The sequence below is a fragment of the Clostridium sp. LIBA-8841 genome (assembly GCF_034439435.1).
Lineage (GTDB): Bacteria > Bacillota > Clostridia > Clostridiales > Clostridiaceae > Sarcina.
The window spans coordinates 158,484-179,730 of the sequence record NZ_JAPCKJ010000001.1 but is presented as its reverse complement, the minus strand read 5'-3'; the positions used below and the strand labels follow the sequence as shown (position 1 = coordinate 179,730).

At 27.4% G+C, this 21,247-nt stretch carries 15 protein-coding genes, 1 other RNA gene and 1 pseudogene; 16 read left to right on the top strand and 1 reads right to left on the bottom strand.

What is annotated here, in order from left to right:
* Positions 1-14 precede the first annotated feature (14 nt).
* From OIF33_RS00615 to OIF33_RS00565, 11 genes are all read left to right on the top strand, one after another.
* Positions 15-1,421, top strand: a complete 1,407-nt coding sequence (locus OIF33_RS00615; protein ID WP_322502285.1) for an MBOAT family O-acyltransferase — start codon at positions 15-17, stop codon at positions 1,419-1,421.
* Positions 1,422-1,438: 17 nt separating this feature from the next.
* Complete coding sequence (locus OIF33_RS00610; protein ID WP_322502284.1) at positions 1,439-2,593, top strand: DHHW family protein; 1,155 nt, start codon at positions 1,439-1,441, stop codon at positions 2,591-2,593.
* Positions 2,594-2,968: 375 nt separating this feature from the next.
* Positions 2,969-4,426: a glutamate:gamma-aminobutyrate antiporter gene (gadC, locus tag OIF33_RS00605; RefSeq protein WP_322502283.1), complete on the top strand. Its 1,458-nt coding sequence runs from the start codon at positions 2,969-2,971 to the stop codon at positions 4,424-4,426.
* Between the two features lie 241 nt (positions 4,427-4,667).
* Positions 4,668-4,808, top strand: a complete 141-nt coding sequence (locus tag OIF33_RS00600) for a hypothetical protein (RefSeq protein ID WP_322502282.1) — start codon at positions 4,668-4,670, stop codon at positions 4,806-4,808.
* Positions 4,809-5,119: 311 nt separating this feature from the next.
* Positions 5,120-6,415 carry a phosphopyruvate hydratase gene (gene eno, locus OIF33_RS00595; RefSeq protein ID WP_322502281.1) on the top strand — a complete coding sequence of 432 codons (1,296 nt, stop codon included), beginning with the start codon at positions 5,120-5,122 and terminating at the stop codon, positions 6,413-6,415.
* A 231-nt stretch (positions 6,416-6,646) separates the two neighbouring features.
* Positions 6,647-6,952, top strand: a complete 306-nt coding sequence (locus OIF33_RS00590; RefSeq protein WP_322502280.1) for a hypothetical protein — start codon at positions 6,647-6,649, stop codon at positions 6,950-6,952.
* 1,000 nt (positions 6,953-7,952) lie between these two features.
* Positions 7,953-8,510, top strand: a complete 558-nt coding sequence (locus OIF33_RS00585; RefSeq protein WP_322502279.1) for a tryptophan transporter — start codon at positions 7,953-7,955, stop codon at positions 8,508-8,510.
* 138 nt (positions 8,511-8,648) lie between these two features.
* Positions 8,649-8,879 (top strand): preprotein translocase subunit SecG, encoded by a 231-nt coding sequence (gene secG / locus OIF33_RS00580; RefSeq protein WP_322502278.1) that lies wholly within the window; start codon positions 8,649-8,651, stop codon positions 8,877-8,879.
* 247 nt (positions 8,880-9,126) lie between these two features.
* Complete coding sequence (rnr, locus tag OIF33_RS00575; protein WP_322502277.1) at positions 9,127-11,385, top strand: ribonuclease R; 2,259 nt, start codon at positions 9,127-9,129, stop codon at positions 11,383-11,385.
* A gap of 680 nt (positions 11,386-12,065) precedes the next feature.
* On the top strand, positions 12,066-12,536 hold the full coding sequence (gene smpB / locus OIF33_RS00570) for an SsrA-binding protein SmpB (RefSeq protein ID WP_322502276.1): 471 nt from the start codon (positions 12,066-12,068) through the stop codon (positions 12,534-12,536).
* Between the two features lie 240 nt (positions 12,537-12,776).
* Positions 12,777-13,370, top strand: a complete 594-nt coding sequence (locus OIF33_RS00565; RefSeq protein WP_322502275.1) for a hypothetical protein — start codon at positions 12,777-12,779, stop codon at positions 13,368-13,370.
* Positions 13,371-13,454: 84 nt separating this feature from the next.
* On the opposite strand, the gene OIF33_RS00560 is transcribed toward OIF33_RS00565, so the two are convergent.
* Entirely contained in the window at positions 13,455-14,435 is a 981-nt protein-coding gene (locus OIF33_RS00560; RefSeq protein ID WP_322502274.1) for a tetratricopeptide repeat protein, read from the bottom strand.
* A gap of 172 nt (positions 14,436-14,607) precedes the next feature.
* On the opposite strand from OIF33_RS00560, the gene OIF33_RS00555 reads away from it, so the two are divergent.
* The 5 genes and pseudogenes from OIF33_RS00555 (at position 14,608) to OIF33_RS00535 (ending at position 21,105) form a co-directional block, all read left to right on the top strand.
* Entirely contained in the window at positions 14,608-15,186 is a 579-nt protein-coding gene (locus OIF33_RS00555) for a xanthine phosphoribosyltransferase (RefSeq protein WP_322502273.1), read from the top strand.
* Positions 15,187-15,505: 319 nt separating this feature from the next.
* Positions 15,506-15,866, top strand: a transfer-messenger RNA (tmRNA) gene (gene ssrA, locus OIF33_RS00550).
* 72 nt (positions 15,867-15,938) lie between these two features.
* Positions 15,939-16,405, top strand: a pseudogene (gene tnpA / locus OIF33_RS00545) (IS200/IS605 family transposase).
* Between the two features lie 604 nt (positions 16,406-17,009).
* Positions 17,010-18,686, top strand: coding sequence for a hypothetical protein (locus tag OIF33_RS00540; protein ID WP_322502272.1), 1,677 nt, complete (start codon positions 17,010-17,012; stop codon positions 18,684-18,686).
* Positions 18,687-19,209: 523 nt separating this feature from the next.
* Entirely contained in the window at positions 19,210-21,105 is a 1,896-nt protein-coding gene (locus OIF33_RS00535) for a DUF262 domain-containing protein (protein WP_322502271.1), read from the top strand.
* The last annotated feature ends 142 nt before the right edge of the window (positions 21,106-21,247 follow it).

The window sequence follows — 21,247 nt, the reverse complement described above, 5'->3', positions numbered from 1 at the left end:
GAAGAGGTGGCATCATGGTTTTTAGCAGTATAATTTTTATTTTTACTTTCTTGCCAATAACGTTAATTTTATATTATATTTCTCCGAGAAAATTAAAAAATACAATATTACTTTTAGCAAGTTTAGTTTTTTATGCTTGGGGGGAACCCACGTATATATTTTTAATGTTGTTTACTACTATTATAGATTTTTTTGCGGGGCTTTTAATAAATAAAAATAGGAAGAATAAGAATAAGGCCAGAATGATACTTTTGGTTACTGTAGCTTTAAACTTATTAATTTTAGGATATTTTAAGTATTACGATTTCCTTATATCAAATATAAATGCCCTTTTTAATATCAATATACCTATAAATGATATACCATTACCTATAGGAATATCATTTTATACTTTTCAAACCTTATCATACATAATAGATGTATATTGGGGAAAAGTTAAAGTTCAAAAGAGCTTATTATCTTTTTCCTTATATGTTACTATGTTTCCTCAACTTGTAGCAGGACCTATAGTTAAGTATTCAGATATAGCTAGGGAACTTACTAGTAGAAAGGAAAGTTTAGAGAAGTTTGGAGAAGGCGTAGAAAGATTTATTTTCGGATTAGGAAAGAAAGTTCTTATTGCAAATAATGTGGGTCTATTATGGACAAGCATTCAAGGAAGTGATTTAGGTAAAATATCTATTTTAACATCTTGGATAGGCATTATAGCTTACACACTTCAAATATACTTTGACTTTAGTGGATACTCAGATATGGCTATTGGTCTTGGAAAAATGTTTGGCTTCGATTTTTGTGAGAACTTCAACTATCCATATATATCTAAGAATATAACTGAGTTTTGGAGAAGATGGCATATATCTTTAGGAACTTGGTTTAGGGAATATGTTTACATACCTCTAGGAGGAAATAGAAGAGGATTAAAAATTCAATTAAGGAACATATTTATAGTTTGGTTTTTAACAGGAATATGGCATGGAGCAAGTTGGAATTTCATAATGTGGGGGATTTATTACGGAGTGCTTTTATTAATTGAAAAAGTATTCCTGCTTAAGGTATTAAATAAAACACCTAAGTTTGTAAATCATTTATATACAATGATACTAGTTATGGTTGGATGGGTATTCTTTTCCAATGACAGTCTAAAATTTGGAATTAATTACGTAAAAGTTATGTTTGGAATAGGAAATAACTCGTTAGTAAATGGAGCATCTTTTTATTATTTAAGCACAAGCTTAATAATTTTAGTCATAGCTCTTTTATGCTCAACTCCTATAATGTATAAACTTTTTAGAAAACTAAAATATGATATGGGTGTAAGAGGAATATTAATAGCTGGAGGAATTCAAGTTATAATATTAGTTTTATCAATAGCTTATATTGTGACCTCAACATATAATCCATTTTTATATTTTAGATTTTAACAAAGGAGAAAAGAGCAATGAGTAATATGAATAAACATAAAAAAATATATACTAGAATTTTAGCTTTAGTTTTCATAATTTCAATTTTTGGTATTTTCTTCATGAATATGTTTAGTAAAGATAAAAATTTTTCGGAAGAAGAAAATAGAATGCTAGCTAAAAAACCTAAATTTTCTATAGATAGACTTGTAGAAGGTAGATATACAGAGAAATATGAAAAATACGTAGAGGATCAATTTACTCTTAGAAATTCATGGATTGGAATTAAATCTACTGTGGATAGGTTTTTAGGAAAAAAAGAAGAAAATGGGGTTTTTCTTGGGAAAGATGATTATTTAATAGAAGACTTTAAAAAGCCAGAAGAAAAGAATTTACAAGAAACTATTAAGGCTATGAATAACTTTAGTGAAAAGTATAAAGGAATAAATCAATATGCTTTAATAGCTCCTAATTCAGTAAGTGTATTAAAGGATAAATTACCTAAAAATGCGCCTGTAGAAGATCAAAAAGCCTACATAGAAGAATTGAAGAGTAGTTTAAATAGTAATATAAAGTTTATAGATATTTATAATACTTTAGAAAGTCATAAGGATGAATATATTTATTATAGAACAGATCATCATTGGACTACTTTAGGCGCTTATTATGCTTTTTTAGATGCAGCTAAGGAAATGGGATTAACTCCTAAGGAAAATTACTATGATATAGAAACAGTTACAGATGAATTTTATGGAACATTATATTCAAAAAGCGGATTTAAAGGAATAGAGCCAGATTCTATAGATGTTTATATTCCTAAGGACGAAAATGATGAAGTAGTAGTAAGCTATGAGGAAGAGAAGAAGAAAAGTGGAAGTATTTATAATAGTGAAAAGCTAAATGAAAAAGATAAATATGAAGTATTTTTAGAAGGAAATCATCCTTTAGTAAAAATAAATACTTTAACTGATAACAATAAAAAGTTACTTCTTATAAAAGATTCTTATGCTAATAGTTTTGTTCAATTTTTGACTCCTTATTTCAATGAGATAGTAATTGTTGATCCAAGATATTACTATGAAGATATTGATAAGCTTATTTCTGAAGAGGGAATAACAGATTTATTATATCTCTATAATGCAAATACATTTTTCTCTGATAATAATTTAGCACCGGTTTTAAATAATGAATAATTTTTCATATTTAAGATTAAGAGAGAGTTTAAAAATCAGTGTTGAAAGGAAAATCAAATTATTAGGAGAAATTTTAGTGATTTAGAAATTAAAATTGTTAAAAATAGGGTGATTATATTTACATTAGTTAGTATATAATCACTCTATTTTATTTGTTTTTTAAATATTAAAAGAATATAATAATAATTTGAAATATTTTCAAAAAATATTTAACAAAATATAACTTAAGAGTTATAATATATATAAACAAAGTGTTAACAAAATGTTAATTATATTTATAACTCAAAAATTTAAAAGTTCATTACTTCTATTTGAAGCAACAAACTTTTTAATTTATTTGGGCTAATCAAATAATTTAAAAGGAGTTGAATTTAAATGAAACAGGAAGGAACAACAAAAAAATCATTAACACTTTTTGGATTCTTTGCAATGACAGCATCTATGGTTATGGCTGTATATGAATATCCTACATTTGCAACATCCAAATTGCACTTAGTATTTTATCTACTTTTAGGAGGCTTTTTATGGTTTATTCCAGTTGCTTTATGTGCAGCTGAAATGGCAACTGTAGATGGATGGCAAAAAGGTGGTGTTTTCACCTGGACTGGAAAGAATTTAGGTAAGAAATATGGTTTTGCAAACTTATTCTTTGAATTCTTTGAAATAACAGTTGGATTCGTAACAATGATTTATTTCATACTTGGAGCTTTATCATATGTATTTAATTGGCCAGCACTAAATAGTAATCCAATGATAAAATTTATAGGTGTATTAGTAATTTTTTGGATTTTAGCATTATCTCAATTTGGAGGAACAAAATATACTGCTAAAATAGCTAAAATAGGTTTCGTAGTAGGAATACTTTTACCAGCAGCTATTTTAATTATCTTGGCCCTTGTATATATAATTCAAGGTAATCCTATATACATATCAAGTAAAGATACTTTTGTTCCAGACTTTACAAATGTAAATACTTTGGTTGTATTTGTATCATTTATCTTATCTTATATGGGTGTAGAAGCATCAGCTACCCATGCAAATGAAATGGCTAATCCAAAGAAACAATACCCATTAGCAATGCTTTTACTAGTTATAGTAGCCATAGTTGTTAGTACATTAGGAGGACTTGCAATAGCAGCCGTTATACCTCAAGGTCAAATAAATTTAAGTGCCGGGGTAGTTCAAACCTTTGCAGTGCTTTTAGGACATTTCACAGCAAATAATACAATCTTAGTTAAGATAATAGCCTTATTACTTGCTTTTGGTGTAATAGCAGAGGTAAGTTCATGGGTTGTTGGACCAACAAGAGGTATGATTATAGCAGCTGAAGAAGGTGCTATTCCAGAATCATGGGCTAAAACAAATAAACATGATGTACCAGTTTATTTAGTTATAGCACAAGGTATAATCGTTAGCATATGGGCTGCTGTATTAACTTTTGGAGGTGGCGGAAGCAACCTTTCATTCTTAGCAGCAATGTCATTAACCGTTGTAATTTACTTAAGTGGATATGTTTTATTTTTCGTAGGATATATAAAAGCTATTTTAGGTAAAGGCTTAAATGGTGCTTACCAAATGCCTGGTGGAAAACCAGTTAAACTTATAGTATCAATAGTTGGACTTGCAACTTCAATATTTGCATTCTTTATATCCTTTGTTCCGCCTACAGCAATTGCAGGAAACATGATGAAATCACATGAATATATGTGGATGCTTATTATAAGTTATGCAATATCCTTAGTATTACCATTTGTAATTTATGAATTATGTCAAAAATATATGCATTCTCATGAAGGAAATATTCATCATGCAGTAGCAGTTCATAAACATTAATTTAAAGAAGGCTGTCCTAAAGAGTTGAGAAAATCATCTTGTTTAGGAGAGTCTTTTTTATTTTATACTAATTTTTAGAATTTCTATTTTTAGATAGAGTCATAAGCTTGTTTTAATACTAAATAAGACCATAATTTAAAATGAAAGTTATAAAAATATGAAATTTCCATTTATAAATATTTAAATAAAGCAAATAATAAAAAAGAATTTAATTAATAACTAATGATAAGGAGTGAATATTATGAGCAAGCAAAAAACCTTAAATGGAATGCAACAAAGTATGAAGCAACATAATGCTGAATCTTCAAAGTCTAAAACAGGATTTAATAGTACAAGTAATACAGCAAAGCAGGCTGGAATAGCTAATACAAAAGGACTTTAGAATAAGGTATATTAAGAGGGCTAAATAGTCCTCTTTTAATTTTGTTTTATTTTAAGTAATAGAAAAATAAACTGGCTAAAATTTTTAGTAAATATCTAGACATAATATATGGATTAATTATAATTTTTATAGGGTTTTATGAGATATTTTCCTAAAAAAAGAACTGTTGATAATCATTTTCAATAAATGTGATTTGAATCATATTTTTTCTAAAAAAAATAGATTAGAATTAAGGCATAAAATTTATTAGAAAAGCACAAAATAAAAATAATTGAGGATTAATTTCAATTTTTTTAAGGAGGAATTTAAAGATGAAACAATATATTGAAATAATTGATGTGGTAGCAAGACAAATTTTAGATTCAAGAAGCTTTCCAACAGTAGAGGTTGAAGTTTACTTAGAGGATGGAACAGTTGGAAGAGCTGCAGTTCCTTCAGGGGCTTCAACAGGTATATATGAAGCTGTTGAATTAAGAGATGGCGATAAGGATAAATACCTAGGAAAAGGTGTAGAAAAGGCAGTAGAAAATGTTAATGATACAATTGCTGAAGAAATTATAGGATTAAATGTATTAGATCAAGTACACATAGACAAAACTCTTATAGAATTAGACGGAACTAAAAACAAAGGTAAATTAGGAGCTAATGCAATCTTAGGAGTTTCTTTAGCAGTTGCTAGAGCAGCAGCTAATTATTTAGGAATGCCTTTATATCAATACATTGGAGGAGTAAATGCTAAGGTTTTACCAGTTCCAATGATGAATATAATAAACGGAGGAAGTCATGCTGATAACTCAGTAGACATCCAAGAATTCATGGTAATGCCAGTAGGATTTGATTGCTTTGAAAAAGCTGTAAGAGCTTGTTCAGAAGTTTATCATGCATTAAAGAAAACTTTAAATTCAAAAGGATATTCAACTGGTGTTGGTGATGAAGGTGGATTTGCTCCAGACTTAAAATCAAATGCAGAAGCAATAGAAGTTATTTTAGAAGCTATCGAAAAAGCTGGATACACAGCAGGAAAAGACTTCTTCATAGCAATAGATGCAGCTTCATCTGAATACTATAAAGATGGAAAATATGTATTAGAGAATGAAGGAAAAACTTTATCAGCTTCTGAAATGGTTGATTTCTTTGAAGACTGGGTTAACAAATATCCAATAATCTCAATTGAAGATGGTATGGCAGAAGAAGATTGGGAAGGTTGGAAACTTATGACTGAAAGACTTGGTAAGAGAGTTCAATTAGTTGGTGATGACCTATTCGTTACAAACACAGAAAGATTAAAAACTGGAATAGAAAAAGGAATTGCTAACTCAATCTTAATCAAACTTAACCAAATAGGAACATTAACAGAAACTTTAAATGCTATAGAAATGGCTAATAGAGCAGGATACACAGCTGTTGTTTCTCATAGATCAGGAGAAACTGAAGATACAACTATAGCAGACTTAGTTGTTGCAGTTAATGCAGGTCAAATAAAAACTGGTGCTCCAGCAAGAAGTGAAAGAGTAGCTAAATACAACCAATTAATCAGAATAAATGAAGAATTAGGTGACGTGGCTGAATACAGAGGAATCAATGCATTCTTCAATCTTTCAAAATAATCTTAATGTTGCAAAGATAAATAAGATATTATATAAACAAAGAACTTCTAAGTTTTCTTAGAGGTTCTTTTATTTTTATATTCATAAAATACATTTATATCTTAAATAATATACTCGTAAATGATAATAAAGCAATAAAAGAAAATTTGTTTAAAATATTCCAAATTATTGAATTAAAGTGAAAAATATGTTAACATAATGTAAATAGGTAGTATAAAAGAAGTGAACTTTATGGATGGATCATTCGGAGGTGTATTAGGATTTTTATTAATTGTAGTATTAAGAGTAACTGCTTATTATGGTATTCCAACAATTTATAAGAAAAATAGTAAGGTCTTTGAGTTGGATTATAGATACTATAATATAAATGATTTAAGAAATGCTACAGTAGAGCATTTAAGAGCGGAAGGTAAAAGATGTGAAATTCTTGATTCTAGAACATTATTAATAGATGGAAAAAAGTATTTATTATTTGATAGAAATTTAAATTGGGGTCTAGTGCCAGTTCAACAGGTTGTACTTAAAAGACGTAAATAACTTTAAAAATTATAGAACTAAGAGGTAATCTGTGTTACTTTGAAAAAATAAGTTAATAAAAGGATTTTGTATGAGAATAGGTTAATAGATTTATAAATGAATGGTTATTTATAAGTTTAATGATTCTGTTTTCATACAAAATCTTTTTGTTTTTTATAAGTATTTTTATAAATATTAATTTTAGGTTATGTTTTAGTTGAGTGTTGATTTTAAGATGAAAATGAAATAGTTAATTTTAAAAATTGCCCTTAAAATAGGATAGAAATAAAAAGTAGGTTAAAAATAAGCTTTACTTAAAATATGTAAAAAAAGGTATGAACATTTATTAAGGAGATATAATATAATAATATAAATTATAAAGAAAAAACGATAAAATAATTTTAATTATTGAAAATAGTACATTAATCAAGTAATATAAAAAAAAAGATAATATTCAATAATCCTTTGAAAAGGAGTAAGTAGGTAAACTTAGCTTCAATAAAGAGAGTCAATGATGGTGGAAATTTGGCAAGAAAGAGTTTAGTGAATGGACCTTGGAGGAATGAAATGAAATCTATTTAAGAAAGTAGTGGAATGGTGGGCTGCACCTTATAGCAGATAGAGTATGTTAGTACTTGAAAATGAGAGATATTAGTAAGTATTTTAAGTTTAAACCCTAGCTAGGTATTTTTAATCATAATTAAAATACAATAACTAATATAAATTAGGTGGTATCGCGGATTCAACTTCGTCCTATTTTTAGGACGGAGTTTTTTTATTTTACAAAAAATTAAAGGAGGGAGTTTAAAGATGAAATGAAGTTTTAAAAGTGAATATGAAAATAAGAAAAAAGTTTTAAAGTTAGAAGCTCCCTTGTGGAGAAGAACTAGTTTATAAGTTCGTGGTTAAAGTAAATTTAATTTCAGAGTAGTACTTTAAACCTATATAAAAAGCAATATTATTTTAAAAGATAATTTTTAGAAAAAACTTTATCTAAGAGATATTATTAGGAGGATTTAAAATGAATATAAGAAATAATACAAGAATTATAACAATAAATGCCTTATTACTAGCAATAGGAGTAATATTACATCAAATAACACCTGCTTTAGGCTTGCCTATGCAACCAGATTTTGCACTTACCATGTTATTTATAATAATTATATTAAATGACAACTTTAAGATTACAATGATTTCAGGAACTTTAATGGGAGTATTTACTGCTATGACAACTAAGTTTCCAGGAGGACAATTACCAAATATAATAGATAAATTTTTTACAGCTTTCATAATATTTATGTTTATAGAATTAATAAAAAAATCTAATATATTAGGAAGATTATCTTTAGAAAAAAGAAATAAGATATTAATGACAATTATTTTACCTTTAGGAACATTAATAAGTGGACTTTTATTCTTAGGATCTGCTCAAATAATTGTAGGATTACCAGCTAATTTTTCTATATTATTTTTAACTGTTGTGGTACCTTCAATTGCACTAAATACAGTTTTAGGATTAGTATTATATAGAGTAATTGAAAGCGCTTTAAGAAGGGCATCTTATAGTATAAGGAGATAAGAAAGTAGTTAAACTATATAATATGTAGGTTGTTATAATTATGTGTACAAAATAATATAAATATTGTAAAATTTTCATTGGTGTGATATGATAATTTCATGGAATTATGCAACTATACAAAGCTTAGGAGGTTTTCTTATGAATACAATTTTAATAGTGGTCGAAACTATTTTAGCTATAGTAATTTTGGTTTCAATAATGATGCAACCAAGTAAAGCAGATGCATTAAGTGGATTAATTCAAGGAAGTCAAGATAGTTTCTTTTCAAGAAACAAGGGTAGAACTAGAGAAGCTAGACTTATAAAAGTTACTGTTATATCATCTGTCTTATTTGCTATAAATACATTAGCTATAAATTTAGTTAAATAGTTGTTTATTTGGCCACCCATATACTTTAGGGTGGCTTTTGAATTATATTGGATTGAATTTCCTTAATCAAAGAGACGATTTAGACATATCATATTAATAAGAGAATAAATTAATATATCTTGGCAAAAGTCTTAGGTGCTTTAGATTATTTATGTATTAGGAAGTTAAGAAAAAAGAGCTTTGGTATAACCTATAAATCAATTAAAATGTTGCATTAAAATCTATATATAGAACGGAGGAAAAAAGCATGAAAATAAAAGATATAATTTTAGGTCTTATGAAAGAAGAGGCATATAGACCAATGACAATGCTAGAATTATCAAAGATATTTAATATAAATAAAGCTGAATATAAACAGTTTAAGAAAGTTTTTAAAGATATGGAAGCTGAAGGGCTAATAGCTAGAGATGAGGAAGATAGATTCGGATTAGTAGATAAGGTTGGCTTAATAGCTGGTAAAATTCAAATACACCAAAAGGGTTTTGGTTTCCTTATTCCAGATGAAGAAGGCATGAAAGATGTATTTATACCTAAAAATGCTTTAAAGGGTGCTATGAACGGAGATAGAGTATTAGGTAAGGTTGTAAAAGAAAGTGCTGAAGGCAAAAGACGTGAAGGTGAAATAGTTAGAATAACTGAGAGAGTTAACACAAAGATTATAGGAATATATGAAGATAATAAGAGCTTTGGATTTGTGCTTCCACAAGATCAAAGAATACAAAATGACATATTCATATCTAAGAAGGATGGAAATGGAGCTAAAAAAGGAAACGTTGTTGTTGTTGAAATAACTAAGTGGCCAGATGGTGGTAAAAGAAAAAATCCAGAAGGAGTAGTAGTAGAAATACTAGGAAACAGAGGAGATTTAGGCTTAGATATAATAACTGTAATTAAGAAATATGCCCTTCCAGAAGAATTCCCTCCAAAGGTTTTAGCCTTTGCTGAAGAAATCTCAGAGGAAATCCCAGAATCAGAAATTAAGAGAAGAACAGATTTAAGAGATGTAAGAATGGTTACTATAGATGGAGAAGATGCTAAGGACTTAGATGATGCTGTATCTATAGAAAGACTTCCAAATGGAAACTACAAATTAGGAGTTCATATTGCGGACGTAACTCACTATGTTAAGGAAAATAATCCTTTAGATAAAGAAGCATTCCAAAGAGCTACTTCTGTTTACTTAGTTGATAGAGTTATTCCTATGCTTCCTAAGAAGTTATCAAATGGAATATGTTCATTAAATCCACAGGTTAATAGACTTGCATTAACTTGCTTTATGGAAATAGATCATAAGGGAAATGTAGTTAATCATTCAATACATGAAAGTGTAATTAAGACTGATGAGAGAATGACTTATACTAATGTAACTAAGATATTAAGAGATAATGATCAAGAGTTAATTGAAAGATATAAAGATTTAGTAGATGACTTTAAAGCTATGGAAGAGCTTTGCAAAATCTTAAATAAGAGAAGAATGGGAAGAGGAGCTATTGACTTTGAGTTTACAGAATGTAAAATCATATTAGATGAAAAAGGAAAGCCAATAGAAATTAAACCATATGAAAGAGCTATAGCAAACAGAATTATAGAAGAATTCATGCTAGTATGTAATGAAACTATAGCAGAATATATGAATAAGGCTGAAATACCTTTTGTTTATAGAATACATGAGGAACCAGATAATGAAAAACTTCAAAGATTTAAGAACTTTGCATATAGCTTAGGATATTCATTTAACTTTGGAGAAGAGGTTGAACCTAGAGAGTTACAAAAGATCGTTGAAGAGGTTAAAGGCAAGAATGAAGAAATGGTAATAAATACATTGCTTTTAAGAAGTATGATGCAAGCTAAGTACTCACCAGAATGTGCAGGTCACTTTGGATTAGCTGCTGAGTATTATTGCCATTTTACTTCACCTATTAGAAGATATCCAGACTTACAAATTCATAGAATAATAAAAGAATATATAAATGGAAAGATAGATTCTAAGAGAGAGAAGAGATTAACAAGTATCGTTGATTCTGCATCTAAACAATCATCAGAAATGGAAAGAATAGCTCAAGAAGCTGAAAGAGAGACAAATGATCTTAAGAAGGCAGAGTACATGAAAGATAGAATTGGAGAAATCTTTGATGGTATTATTTCTTCAGTTACTGGTTTTGGAGCATTTATTGAACTTCCAAATACAATAGAGGGTCTTGTACATGTAACAAGCTTTAAAGACGATTATTACATCTATGATGAAGAAAATCTTCAATTAATAGGAGAAAGAACTAAGAAGGTTTATAAGCTTGGAGAAAAGGTTAAGGTTATTTGTTCAAAAGTAGAAATGGATACTAGAGAAGTTTACTTCGAAATAGTTGAAGATAAGTATACTATTGAAGAAAAAGAAGAAGAAACAGAAGAAAGAGAAGATTTACTTGAAGAAGTAAAAAAAGAGCTTGAGGCAGAAGGAAAGGTTGAAATAATAGAACCAAGAGAAGCATCTGCTGAGGAAGAACTGTAATAATAGGTAGATATAAAAACTTATAGATGGATTTTGATAATTACTGTATCTCATTAAGAATTTATAGCAATCATTACGAGAGGTTTACTAAAGATTGAAAACTTAAGTGAAAGCCCAAATTTTAAATTTGGAAGCTTGAACTTACACCTTTGAGTTGAACGAAAAGGTGCTTGATTAAAACAATTCAATCTTCTTAACGTAAACCTCTTTCCATGAGTGCTTAAATTCTAAAACTCATACAGATATTAGCTGCATCTTATCTATAAGTTTTAATAATATCTACCTATTATATTAAGAGCTTTGGTGCTTAGTGTAGTAGGGTTTAATTATTTCAAAAAACAATTCAATTTTTTTTATGGGAATTCTTTTTAACAATAGCTTAAATTCTAAAAATTCATACCAATATTTTTTCTATTTATTTATAGGTTTTATATATTAGCTTAATATACATTAGAATTATTGATTTGGGGAAATTAGTATATTGAAAAGCTATTTAGGTAATGGATAAAGTGAGTTGAAGATTTTTACAGGGGCAAGTATAGAGAGTGCTAACAAGTAGAGTTTTATGAATTTACATTTAAATAGTAAATATGTTAAAATAGTAAAAAAAGAAGAAATAAAAGGTGTATCGTTCTTTTAGAATGGATATGCTTTCAATATAACCATAGTAGGTGAGAAGTATGGCAAAGAGAAAAGACAATAAAACATTAGCAGAGAACAGAAAAGCTAGACATGATTACTTTGTTGATGAAGCTATGGAAGCAGGTATAGCTTTAGTTGGAACAGAGGTTAAATCTATTAGAAATGGAAGAGTTAATTTAAAGGATTGTTATGCAGATATATATAATGGAGAAATCTATATTAACAATATGCATATAAGTCCTTATGAACAAGGAAACATATTTAATGTTGATCCATTAAGAAAGAGAAAGTTACTTCTTCATAAAAGCGAAATACAAAGATTGATTGGAATAGTTCAACAACAGGGTATTGCGTTAATACCACTTTCTTTATACTTAAAGAATGGAAGAGTTAAGGTTAACTTAGGTGTTTGTAGAGGTAAGAAGAACTACGATAAGAGAGATACAATGCTTGAAAAAGCTCATAAGAGAGAAATGGATAGACAGCTTAAGGAAAGAAATAGATATTAGGTTGTAAGTAGATTAAAGACTAAATTAAGAAATTTATAAATAGATGTTGAGAATTACGGAAATGTATTAAGAGTTTATATCAATTGTTCCATGGTTCTTTTTGCTCTATTTATAAATTTTTTTTGTTTAGCTTTTAATATTTTTACAAGTTTTTAACTGGTTTTAGATGGAATAATATTTTGAGAAAATATATAATATATAAAAATATTAAATCAAGATTATGTGAAAGGGAATTAGGGGATGAAAAAATTAAGGGGAATAGTGTTTAGTTTAATACCTTTATTATTTTTAGTAGGTTGTGAATCAATAGAAAAAAATGAGACTAAATTGGTTTACGAAAAACTTTCTCAAAAAGAAGAGTATTTATTAAACTTAACAGATAACAAAATTTTAACGTATAAAATAGAGAATATTCCAAAAGATAAAAGCTATGAGATTAATTTGATTTATGAAGTATATAGAGAGGGTAAGAAAATAAAAGAGGAAATTATCATGGGGAGTATTAGTGAAGAGGGACATGAAGAATCAAAAGAAAAGACTTTAGGAATAAATTTTAAAGATGGTAATAAAATAAGATGTGTTTTAGGAGACGAAGGAACATATAGTACTGCTAGTCATGATATAGAGGAAAATCTTTGGGAGTATGTTCAGGCATATTTCACTAATGATATAACTTTAGAAGAAGGGAAAAGTGTGTATATTTATCATGCAAATTCCGGAGAATATATCCAGAATAGTGTACTTGGTATGAATACTGATTCAAATATACTAAATGAAATATTAAAAAATAATGAGGTTAATATTTTTCTTAAGTTAAGTTTAAAGGAATTTTAAAATTTATTTTTTATGAAATAATTAAGATAAGGTTGTAAGATTGGACAACCTTATCTTTTATAATAGAGTTTATTAAAATAAATATTATTCATCTAAATTAAGAAGTTCTCTAAATTTAGAGTAGAACTTTAAGTTGTTTAGCATATCATCTTCTAAAGCTATTTCTTTTAGGCAAACACAGTAATGCAAGGCTCTTTCTAAATAGTAAAATGCATTGTCAAAATCTTTCTTTAAGGCATAGGCTCTAGCTTTATAGTAAAATGCTATGAAGTTAAAAGGGGATAGTGATAGGGCTTTATTTAGGTTTTCTAAAGCCTTGTCATATAAGCCTAAGTAGATTAGTACATTAGCATATTCACAATAGCAAGTATCACTTTCTGAGTTTAATTCTAAGGATTTTTCATACATTTTAGAACTATTTTTCAAATCATTTAAGAAGAAGTAACATTCTCCTAATTTTTTATAGGCTGAAGCTTCACTTTTATCTATTGATATAAAATCTTCAAGATATTTAGAAGCAAGAAGGTAGTCTCCTTTTTCATAAGCACAATGTGCTTTTCCAGATAAAGCATTTTTGAAATAAGGATTAAATTCTAAAGCTTTATCAAAGGCTTCTTCAGCTTTAGAAAGTTCACCTGTTTCAATATGAGAGAAACCTTTATTGTTTAAAGCGTAGAGGTCTATAGGATTTAAATTAAGAGCTCTTTCAGAAAAATCTATAGCTCTGTTATAAAGTCTTAAATTATAATATACAAATGCAATATTATTGTAAAGTTGATAGTTTGGTTCTTTAATGTTTTTCATTGCCTCTATGGAAAGTTCATAGGCTGCATTAAATTTTTTTTGTTTTGAGAGTACTAGAATTTTATTATTATAGAAAAATAAAGGGTCTAATTTTTCTGCATATTTATTTAAAAGATAAAGAGCCCGTTCAAACTTTCCTAGAGAGACATATTTTCTGATCTGTTTTTCTGGTAAAAAATTATCAGATTCTATTAAATATAAAATTATTATTATGGATAAAATACATATGAGTATTATTATGAGTGAGTGAAGTGGTTTCATATTCATCTCTCCAAAATATTTTTCTACTATTATTATATAAGAAATATTTCAAAAGGATTACATGAATAATAAGAATACTGTATAATAAAATTAGATAGCAATAAGTTTTTCTATTATGATATAATATAGGAAATTAATACTATAAATTAATAGTAAGAAAGGATGTAACCAAATGGAACTATTAAAAGATAAGATAAAAAAAGAAGGCAGAGTTACAGAAGATAATATCTTAATGGTTGATTCTTTTTTAAATCACCAAATGGATGTAGAATTTTTCAACGAAGTAGGAAAAGAATTTAAAGATAGATTTAAAAACGATCAAGTAGATAAAATACTTACAATAGAATCAACAGGAATAGGTCTTGGAATAATAACAGCTCAGTACTTTGATAATGTACCAGTTGTTTTTGGTAAGAAAATAGAAAGATTACCAAGAAACAAAAGAGATGACGTATTTAACTCAGAGGTTTATTCATTTACTAAAAAAACAATATACAATGTTGTTGTTGATAAGAAATTCATAAAACCAGGAGAAAAAATTCTTATAGTTGATGATTTCTTAGCAAATGCATGTGCTGTTTTTGGATTAATAGATATTGTTAAACAAGCAGGTGCTGAAGTTGTTGGAGTAGGAATAGTTATAGAAAAAGGATTCCAAAGTGGAAGAACTCACTTAGAAGATAAAGGAATAAGAGTTGAGTCTTTAGTTACTTTAGATAAGATAGAAAACGGAGAAGTTTACTTTAAATAAATAATAATTTAAAAAGTTAGAGAGCAATAATAAGTAGTATTTTAAACTTAATTAGCACAAAAGATAAAAAGTTTTGATTTAGGTAAAAATAACCATTGATATTTTGAATAGAATTATGTATTATATAAATTGTCTATTTTAGAATGTTAAAAGTTAATTAATTAGTCAAGGAATTCATCTCTTACAAACACAAACATATATGTCCCTTGACTAAATTAATTAATTGATATATAATGAGAACATAAGTTTGATTAAAAACTTTTGAATTTAAAAATTGAATATGGAATTAGCGTTTAGACCATATTATTATCTCATACATGGGGGCGTTTTGGCTTCGACGGGGGTAAGATGGGTTTGATAAGCGGGTCGAGGAAAGCATGGTCCCTCGTTAATCAAGTATGCATTAAAGATAAACGCAGAAGATAATTTTGCATTAGCAGCTTAATTTAGCGCTGCTCATCCTTCCTCAATTGCCCACGGTTGAGATCAAGGGTGTCATTTTAAAGTGGGGAACCGAGCTTAGCAAAGCTTTGAGCTAGGAACGGAATTTATGAAGCTTACCAAAGAGGAAGTTTGTCTGTGGACGTCTTCTGAGGGAATTTTAAAACACAAGACTACACTCGTAGAAAGTCTTACTGGTCTGCTTTCGGACACGGGTTCGACACCCGTCGCCTCCACCATATAAATCCACGATAGAAATATCGTGGATTTTTTTGTTTAATGAAAACCACTCGCTATGCGAGTGTGTTCAGATGAGCTTTAGCGATGTAAGAAAAAACAGTTTAGCACATACAAAATGGAATTGTAAATATCATATAGTTTTTGCACAAAAATACAGAAGGAAAGAAATATATGGAGAGAAAAAATAAGAGATAGATAAGATATTAAGACAGCTTTGTGAATGGAAAGGAGTTAAGATAGTCGAAACGCACGCTTGCGTAGACCACATACACATGCTTGTTGAAATACCACCTAAAAAGAGTGTTTCAAGTTTCGTTGGATTTCTAAAAGGTAAGAGTAGTCTTATGATTTTTGAGAAATTTGCAAATTTAAATATGGAAATAGGCATTTCTGGTGCAGGGGATTTTACATTGATACTGTCGGGAAAAATAAGAAGGCAATTGAAGAATATATAAGAAATCAAGAACAAGAAGATATGTTAGCTGATCAAATTAGTTTAAAAGAATATATGGACCCTTTTAAGGGTAGTAGAAAGTAAAGAAGTATACGGCGGCTGACAGACAGATTTAAGCGTCTTAAGGCGCAACGCAGGTAGTGTGCACTTATATAATAGAGCTGAGGAAATACCACCAGCTAATCTGGTGGATTTTTATTCTTTGTTCAAAAATAGTGGGGAGATAGAAGTTGTAAGTAAAATTAAAAGGAATCGATTATATGAAAGATATGGTAATAGTTTTTATATAAATGTTTCTTAGTAAATGCTTCATTTAAAAAGTATAATAATATATGAATAGATAGGTTAAGTCCTAGTGAATAACTTGTGAAATACGTTAGAGTTATGTTTAGCATACTTGTAAAAGAAAAATTTATATTAGCTTTAATATGAGAAAAATTTTAAGTGTTTTTGTAGGAAAATTCAAATTTGTGTAGAATATAATTATATGGTTTGAATTATTAAATATTAGCTTACCTTCAAAAAGGGAATCAGAGTAGTAGATGAACACATAAAATAAATGTTTTTTGATGTGGTAGGCACAGTAGCTATTGGTGCTATATAATGTAATTTTTACAAGTAAAAATAAGAAAGACAATAATGGTAACATAAAGAAAGATATTACTTAGTGAAGAGTAGGAGAGAAATAATGATTAGAGTTCCAGAATATGAAATAATAGCTTTTTTAGAATGGATTAATGATATGAATTATGAAAGAAAAAGCGACAATATAGAAAATTTGGCAAAAGAATATATATATCAGTTAGATAACTTAAATAATTTAGATGATATGATTAAGCTTATGTTATCTGTTTTTCAATCACATCTGAAGAATGAACAAGGAGATGTAATTGAAAATATTATACATATTCTTAGATGTAAACTATGTTTAAGAGCAGTTTTAAGAGATAATGTTATATATCATGACGTAAGACTAAGTAAACGGCTATCTATGTATATTCAATTCATAAATATTAATCAAAGCAAATATAAATTTTTAAATAAACTAAAATATTCTCGGAATACTAGGAGACATGATAATGAAATAGAGTTATATATAAAAGAATATATAACAAAGCATAGAATGGAATTATTAGGAACATTTGAAGACTACTATAGAAGTGCAAGTAATTTAAAGTATGAGTATGAAACAAGTTCATTAATAAGTAATAAATATGAATGCTTAGATGAAAAAATAGATAGGCTTGTAAATTCAACTAATGATTATTTATCTAACAAGGATAATAACATATATGGATCTATTGTTAATAGGCCTAATGATGAATTGAATTTTAAAAATTTAATTAATTTTATAGAAGATTATGCACAAGAAGAAATACAAAAAGAAGATTTAGATATGCTAATTAATGATTTTTCCAAAGGAAATAAGATACTTGGAAAAAGTATAAAAAAAGCTTTAAATTATGAAAGTAACTGGATAACTAAGCTTCAACTAAAATTAACATTATTTAAAAACATTCATATGCTTACATATAAAAGATATAATGAAGTAAAAGTGCATGCATTATTATTGTTTAGTAATGAAGATGGATTTATGAACTTTATGGATGGAAATTGGAAGCTACTAGATGATATGACACAAAATTATTTAGATATTTATTATAGTAAAGATGATTTGAAAAAAAATGTAACTGGATATGCGGTTATTAATAAGATAGAAGAGTTAAATAAGATAGATTTTGAAAAAATGCCCTGTTTAGTGATTTGGAGAAAAAGTATAAAAAATCATAAAATTATATCATTAAAGGAACTTGATAATAATGATATAATAAATGTAATAACAGGTGTAGTACAAAAAATAAGAGAAAACAAATCTTTTAATGATATAGTAAATAAGGGAATTTATATTGCATCTGAAGCCAGAGTCAATATATTACTTAAGTATAAAAATAATAAACAGGAGGGTAATATAGTGAATAATACGTTTAATGGAACAATTAATGGAACAGTGATTACAGGAGGAAATAATCATCTACACGATAATACAATTAATTATGGTAATTTTGATAATAAACAAAATTTGAGTAATGAAGATTTAAAGAAATTGAAGGACTTTAAAGAATGTATATTAAATAATAAAGAGATACTAATAAACGATTCGGAAAAATTTAAGATAGTTGGCTCAATATCGGAGATAATAGAGGCAAAAGAAACAAATGATGAATCAAGAACTCAAAAAAGTATAATCAATTGGAATGAATTAAGAAGTAAGTTAAGTGATGGTGGACTAAAAGCATTAGCTATTGCAGCTGATGTAGTTACACTAGGTATTCCTATTTTAAATGTATTGGGTATTCACAACTAGTATTATATATGTAGCTTATTACATTTATATGTATAACATGGTGGATTTTAAAGGTCGTGATTCGCCTACACCAAAAAACACGACTACTTGTAAGTAGCTTAAATAGCTACTTACAGATAGTTGTGTTTTTTTATTGTTATGGAGCAGTGTAATATTTAAAATTAAATATAATCAAGAGAAGCTAATAAGGTTATTACAGAGCTGATGTAAGAAATTTATTATCAGATTTTAGTGAATATGTAATAAGTAGAAATATACCAGAGTGTAAGAAGTTAATAATAGATTTTTAAAAGAAATATTAGTGTTTAAAGACCACATTGAAGTAACATTCAATGTGGTTTTTTCTTTTCTTAAAAATAGAGAAGTATTAATTGAGATTGCAAGTAGCATTACGAGGTAAGATTTATTTGAAAGGAATAGTGGGAATTTTTATATAAGTGTATTTTAAATGAAATATATACATATATGTAATATAATGATAAAATATATGTAAAATATTCTAAAAATAGAGGAGAATGTATAATTGGATGAAAGTCATTTAAAAGGAACTGTATTTAATAGAGTTATTACACCATCTGAAAAACAAGCTTATAAGAATTTAAAAGAATATGATGGTGGAATATATAATATAAAGAATTATAAAAAAATAAAAGAAATTTTAGGATACAATTTAAAACCAGTCAAGTGTAGAAGTAGTGAACTGTATATTACACAAGATGAAGTTAATATGTATATAAATTATGCTAAACTATTAAACATGAGACATGCTGATTTTAATCCTGGAATATATGTAGAAGCTAATAGTTATGAAGCATCATTTGCTAAAAAGGTATATTTTAATTCTGAATTAGAGTTTATTGTGAGTCTATTTATTTCGCATCATAATATTCATGCATTTGATGATGGAAATAAGCGTACAGCTTTAAATTTATTTATAGATTTATTACATAAATTTACTACATTCTATATTAAAGATATAATAATAATACAAGATGCACAAATTCTATATTTGGAAAAGAATATTACTGAGGAAGAATTTAGACATATTATATATTATGAGGTGAAAAGAAAAGTGTTTAATAAAAGTGTAAAATGTAATCTAGAGCATTTAATACCTAGAGGTGATATAGATAACAACGATAATTTTGTAGGGGTTGCTCAAACCGATAGAAGGAGTAGTATAAATTTAACGGATTTGGAAAAAGAACAATTTTTTTATCAATCACTTAGAAAACCATTTTTTCAAAGAGATACAAATCAATGGACGGTAGCTAGGGTTGAAAAATTAATTGGTACTTTTTTAGAAGATGGTTTAATCCCAGCAGTTATTTTATGGGAAAATTCAGATGGTGATATTTATATTATAGATGGAGCTCACAGATTAAGCTCTTTAATAGCTTGGGTAAATTCAGATTATGGAAAAGAAAACGAATTGAATGATAGTCATCATGAGGCTATAGAAGAATATATTAATTTTCAAATTGGTAGTTATGATGAAATAAAAAAGTCAAAAGATATAAAATATAAAAAGTCAAAACAAATTATTGCTAAAAGATCTATTGCAGTACAGTGGGTAACTGGAGACTATGAAAAAGCAAAAGAATCATTTATAAGAATAAATGAACAAGGAGTAGTTATATCACAAGATGAAAAAGAATTAATTGAAAACGATCAATTGCCTACATCAAAATTAAGTCGTGCTATTTTAGCTCATGGATTAGGACAAGTATCAAAAAATCAATCATCAAAGACTAAATTAATATTTGAAAGATTTTTTACACCATATCTATCACATCAATTAAATAATTATCCGTTAGCGGGTTCATTAAATGAGGACTTTGTAATTTCTAAAATTTATAATGCTGTTAAAATTATTGATGATAGAAACAGTTTTAATATTGAGCAATTGCAAGAAAAAGTTTTAGATATTTTAATGTTAATACAAGATGAATTAAATATTAGTCAAAAAATCTATTTTTATGGTGCTACTAAGAAATTCAAAACTAATTCATTTTATGGATTAATATACTTTATGTTAGAATTAAGTAAAAATGAAAATTTAAAACGTTTATTCATAAAAAATAGAATGGAATTTGAAGAATTTTTAGTTAATAATGAAAGAAATATTCAAATAATAGCTCGTAAAAAAAGACAAGCTAAAAATGCATATGAAGAAGTAGGAAATTATTATAAAGTTGTTTTACAATCATGCGAAAGTAAAGATTTATTAGAATTAAAAGAAAAATATTATTATTTAGATTTTGAAAAGAAAAAAGCTAAAACAGCAAAAGAAAAGACTCTTGAAAAAAATTACGAATTATTTATAGCAACAGTACCAAGATGTTCAATTTGCGGGGGATTTATTGATGGCAATATACACGACCATAAAGTTCATAATTGTTGCAAAAGCATAGAATAGAAATAATTAAATAAGTCTAACGATAGATTTCAAATGTCATGATTTGCCTTAATTATAAATCCACGATACGAATATCGTGGATTTTTTTTGGTTAATGAAAATCACTCGTTATGCGAGTGTGTTCATATGAGCTTTAGTGGTG

Bases quoted from the DNA above. Each gene is read 5' to 3' on its own strand.
- smpB (WP_322502276.1), top strand. From the start codon at position 12,066: ATGGCAAAGAGAAAAGACAATAAAACATTAGCAGAGAACAGAAAAGCT.
- OIF33_RS00615 (WP_322502285.1), top strand. From the start codon at position 15: ATGGTTTTTAGCAGTATAATTTTTATTTTTACTTTCTTGCCAATAACG.
- OIF33_RS00565 (WP_322502275.1), top strand. From the start codon at position 12,777: ATGAAAAAATTAAGGGGAATAGTGTTTAGTTTAATACCTTTATTATTT.
- rnr (WP_322502277.1), top strand. From the start codon at position 9,127: ATGAAAATAAAAGATATAATTTTAGGTCTTATGAAAGAAGAGGCATAT.
- OIF33_RS00590 (WP_322502280.1), top strand. From the start codon at position 6,647: ATGGATGGATCATTCGGAGGTGTATTAGGATTTTTATTAATTGTAGTA.
- OIF33_RS00610 (WP_322502284.1), top strand. From the start codon at position 1,439: ATGAGTAATATGAATAAACATAAAAAAATATATACTAGAATTTTAGCT.
- eno (WP_322502281.1), top strand. From the start codon at position 5,120: ATGAAACAATATATTGAAATAATTGATGTGGTAGCAAGACAAATTTTA.
- secG (WP_322502278.1), top strand. From the start codon at position 8,649: ATGAATACAATTTTAATAGTGGTCGAAACTATTTTAGCTATAGTAATT.
- OIF33_RS00600 (WP_322502282.1), top strand. From the start codon at position 4,668: ATGAGCAAGCAAAAAACCTTAAATGGAATGCAACAAAGTATGAAGCAA.
- OIF33_RS00540 (WP_322502272.1), top strand. From the start codon at position 17,010: ATGATTAGAGTTCCAGAATATGAAATAATAGCTTTTTTAGAATGGATT.
- gadC (WP_322502283.1), top strand. From the start codon at position 2,969: ATGAAACAGGAAGGAACAACAAAAAAATCATTAACACTTTTTGGATTC.
- OIF33_RS00560 (WP_322502274.1), bottom strand. From the start codon at position 14,435: ATGAAACCACTTCACTCACTCATAATAATACTCATATGTATTTTATCC.
- OIF33_RS00585 (WP_322502279.1), top strand. From the start codon at position 7,953: ATGAATATAAGAAATAATACAAGAATTATAACAATAAATGCCTTATTA.
- OIF33_RS00555 (WP_322502273.1), top strand. From the start codon at position 14,608: ATGGAACTATTAAAAGATAAGATAAAAAAAGAAGGCAGAGTTACAGAA.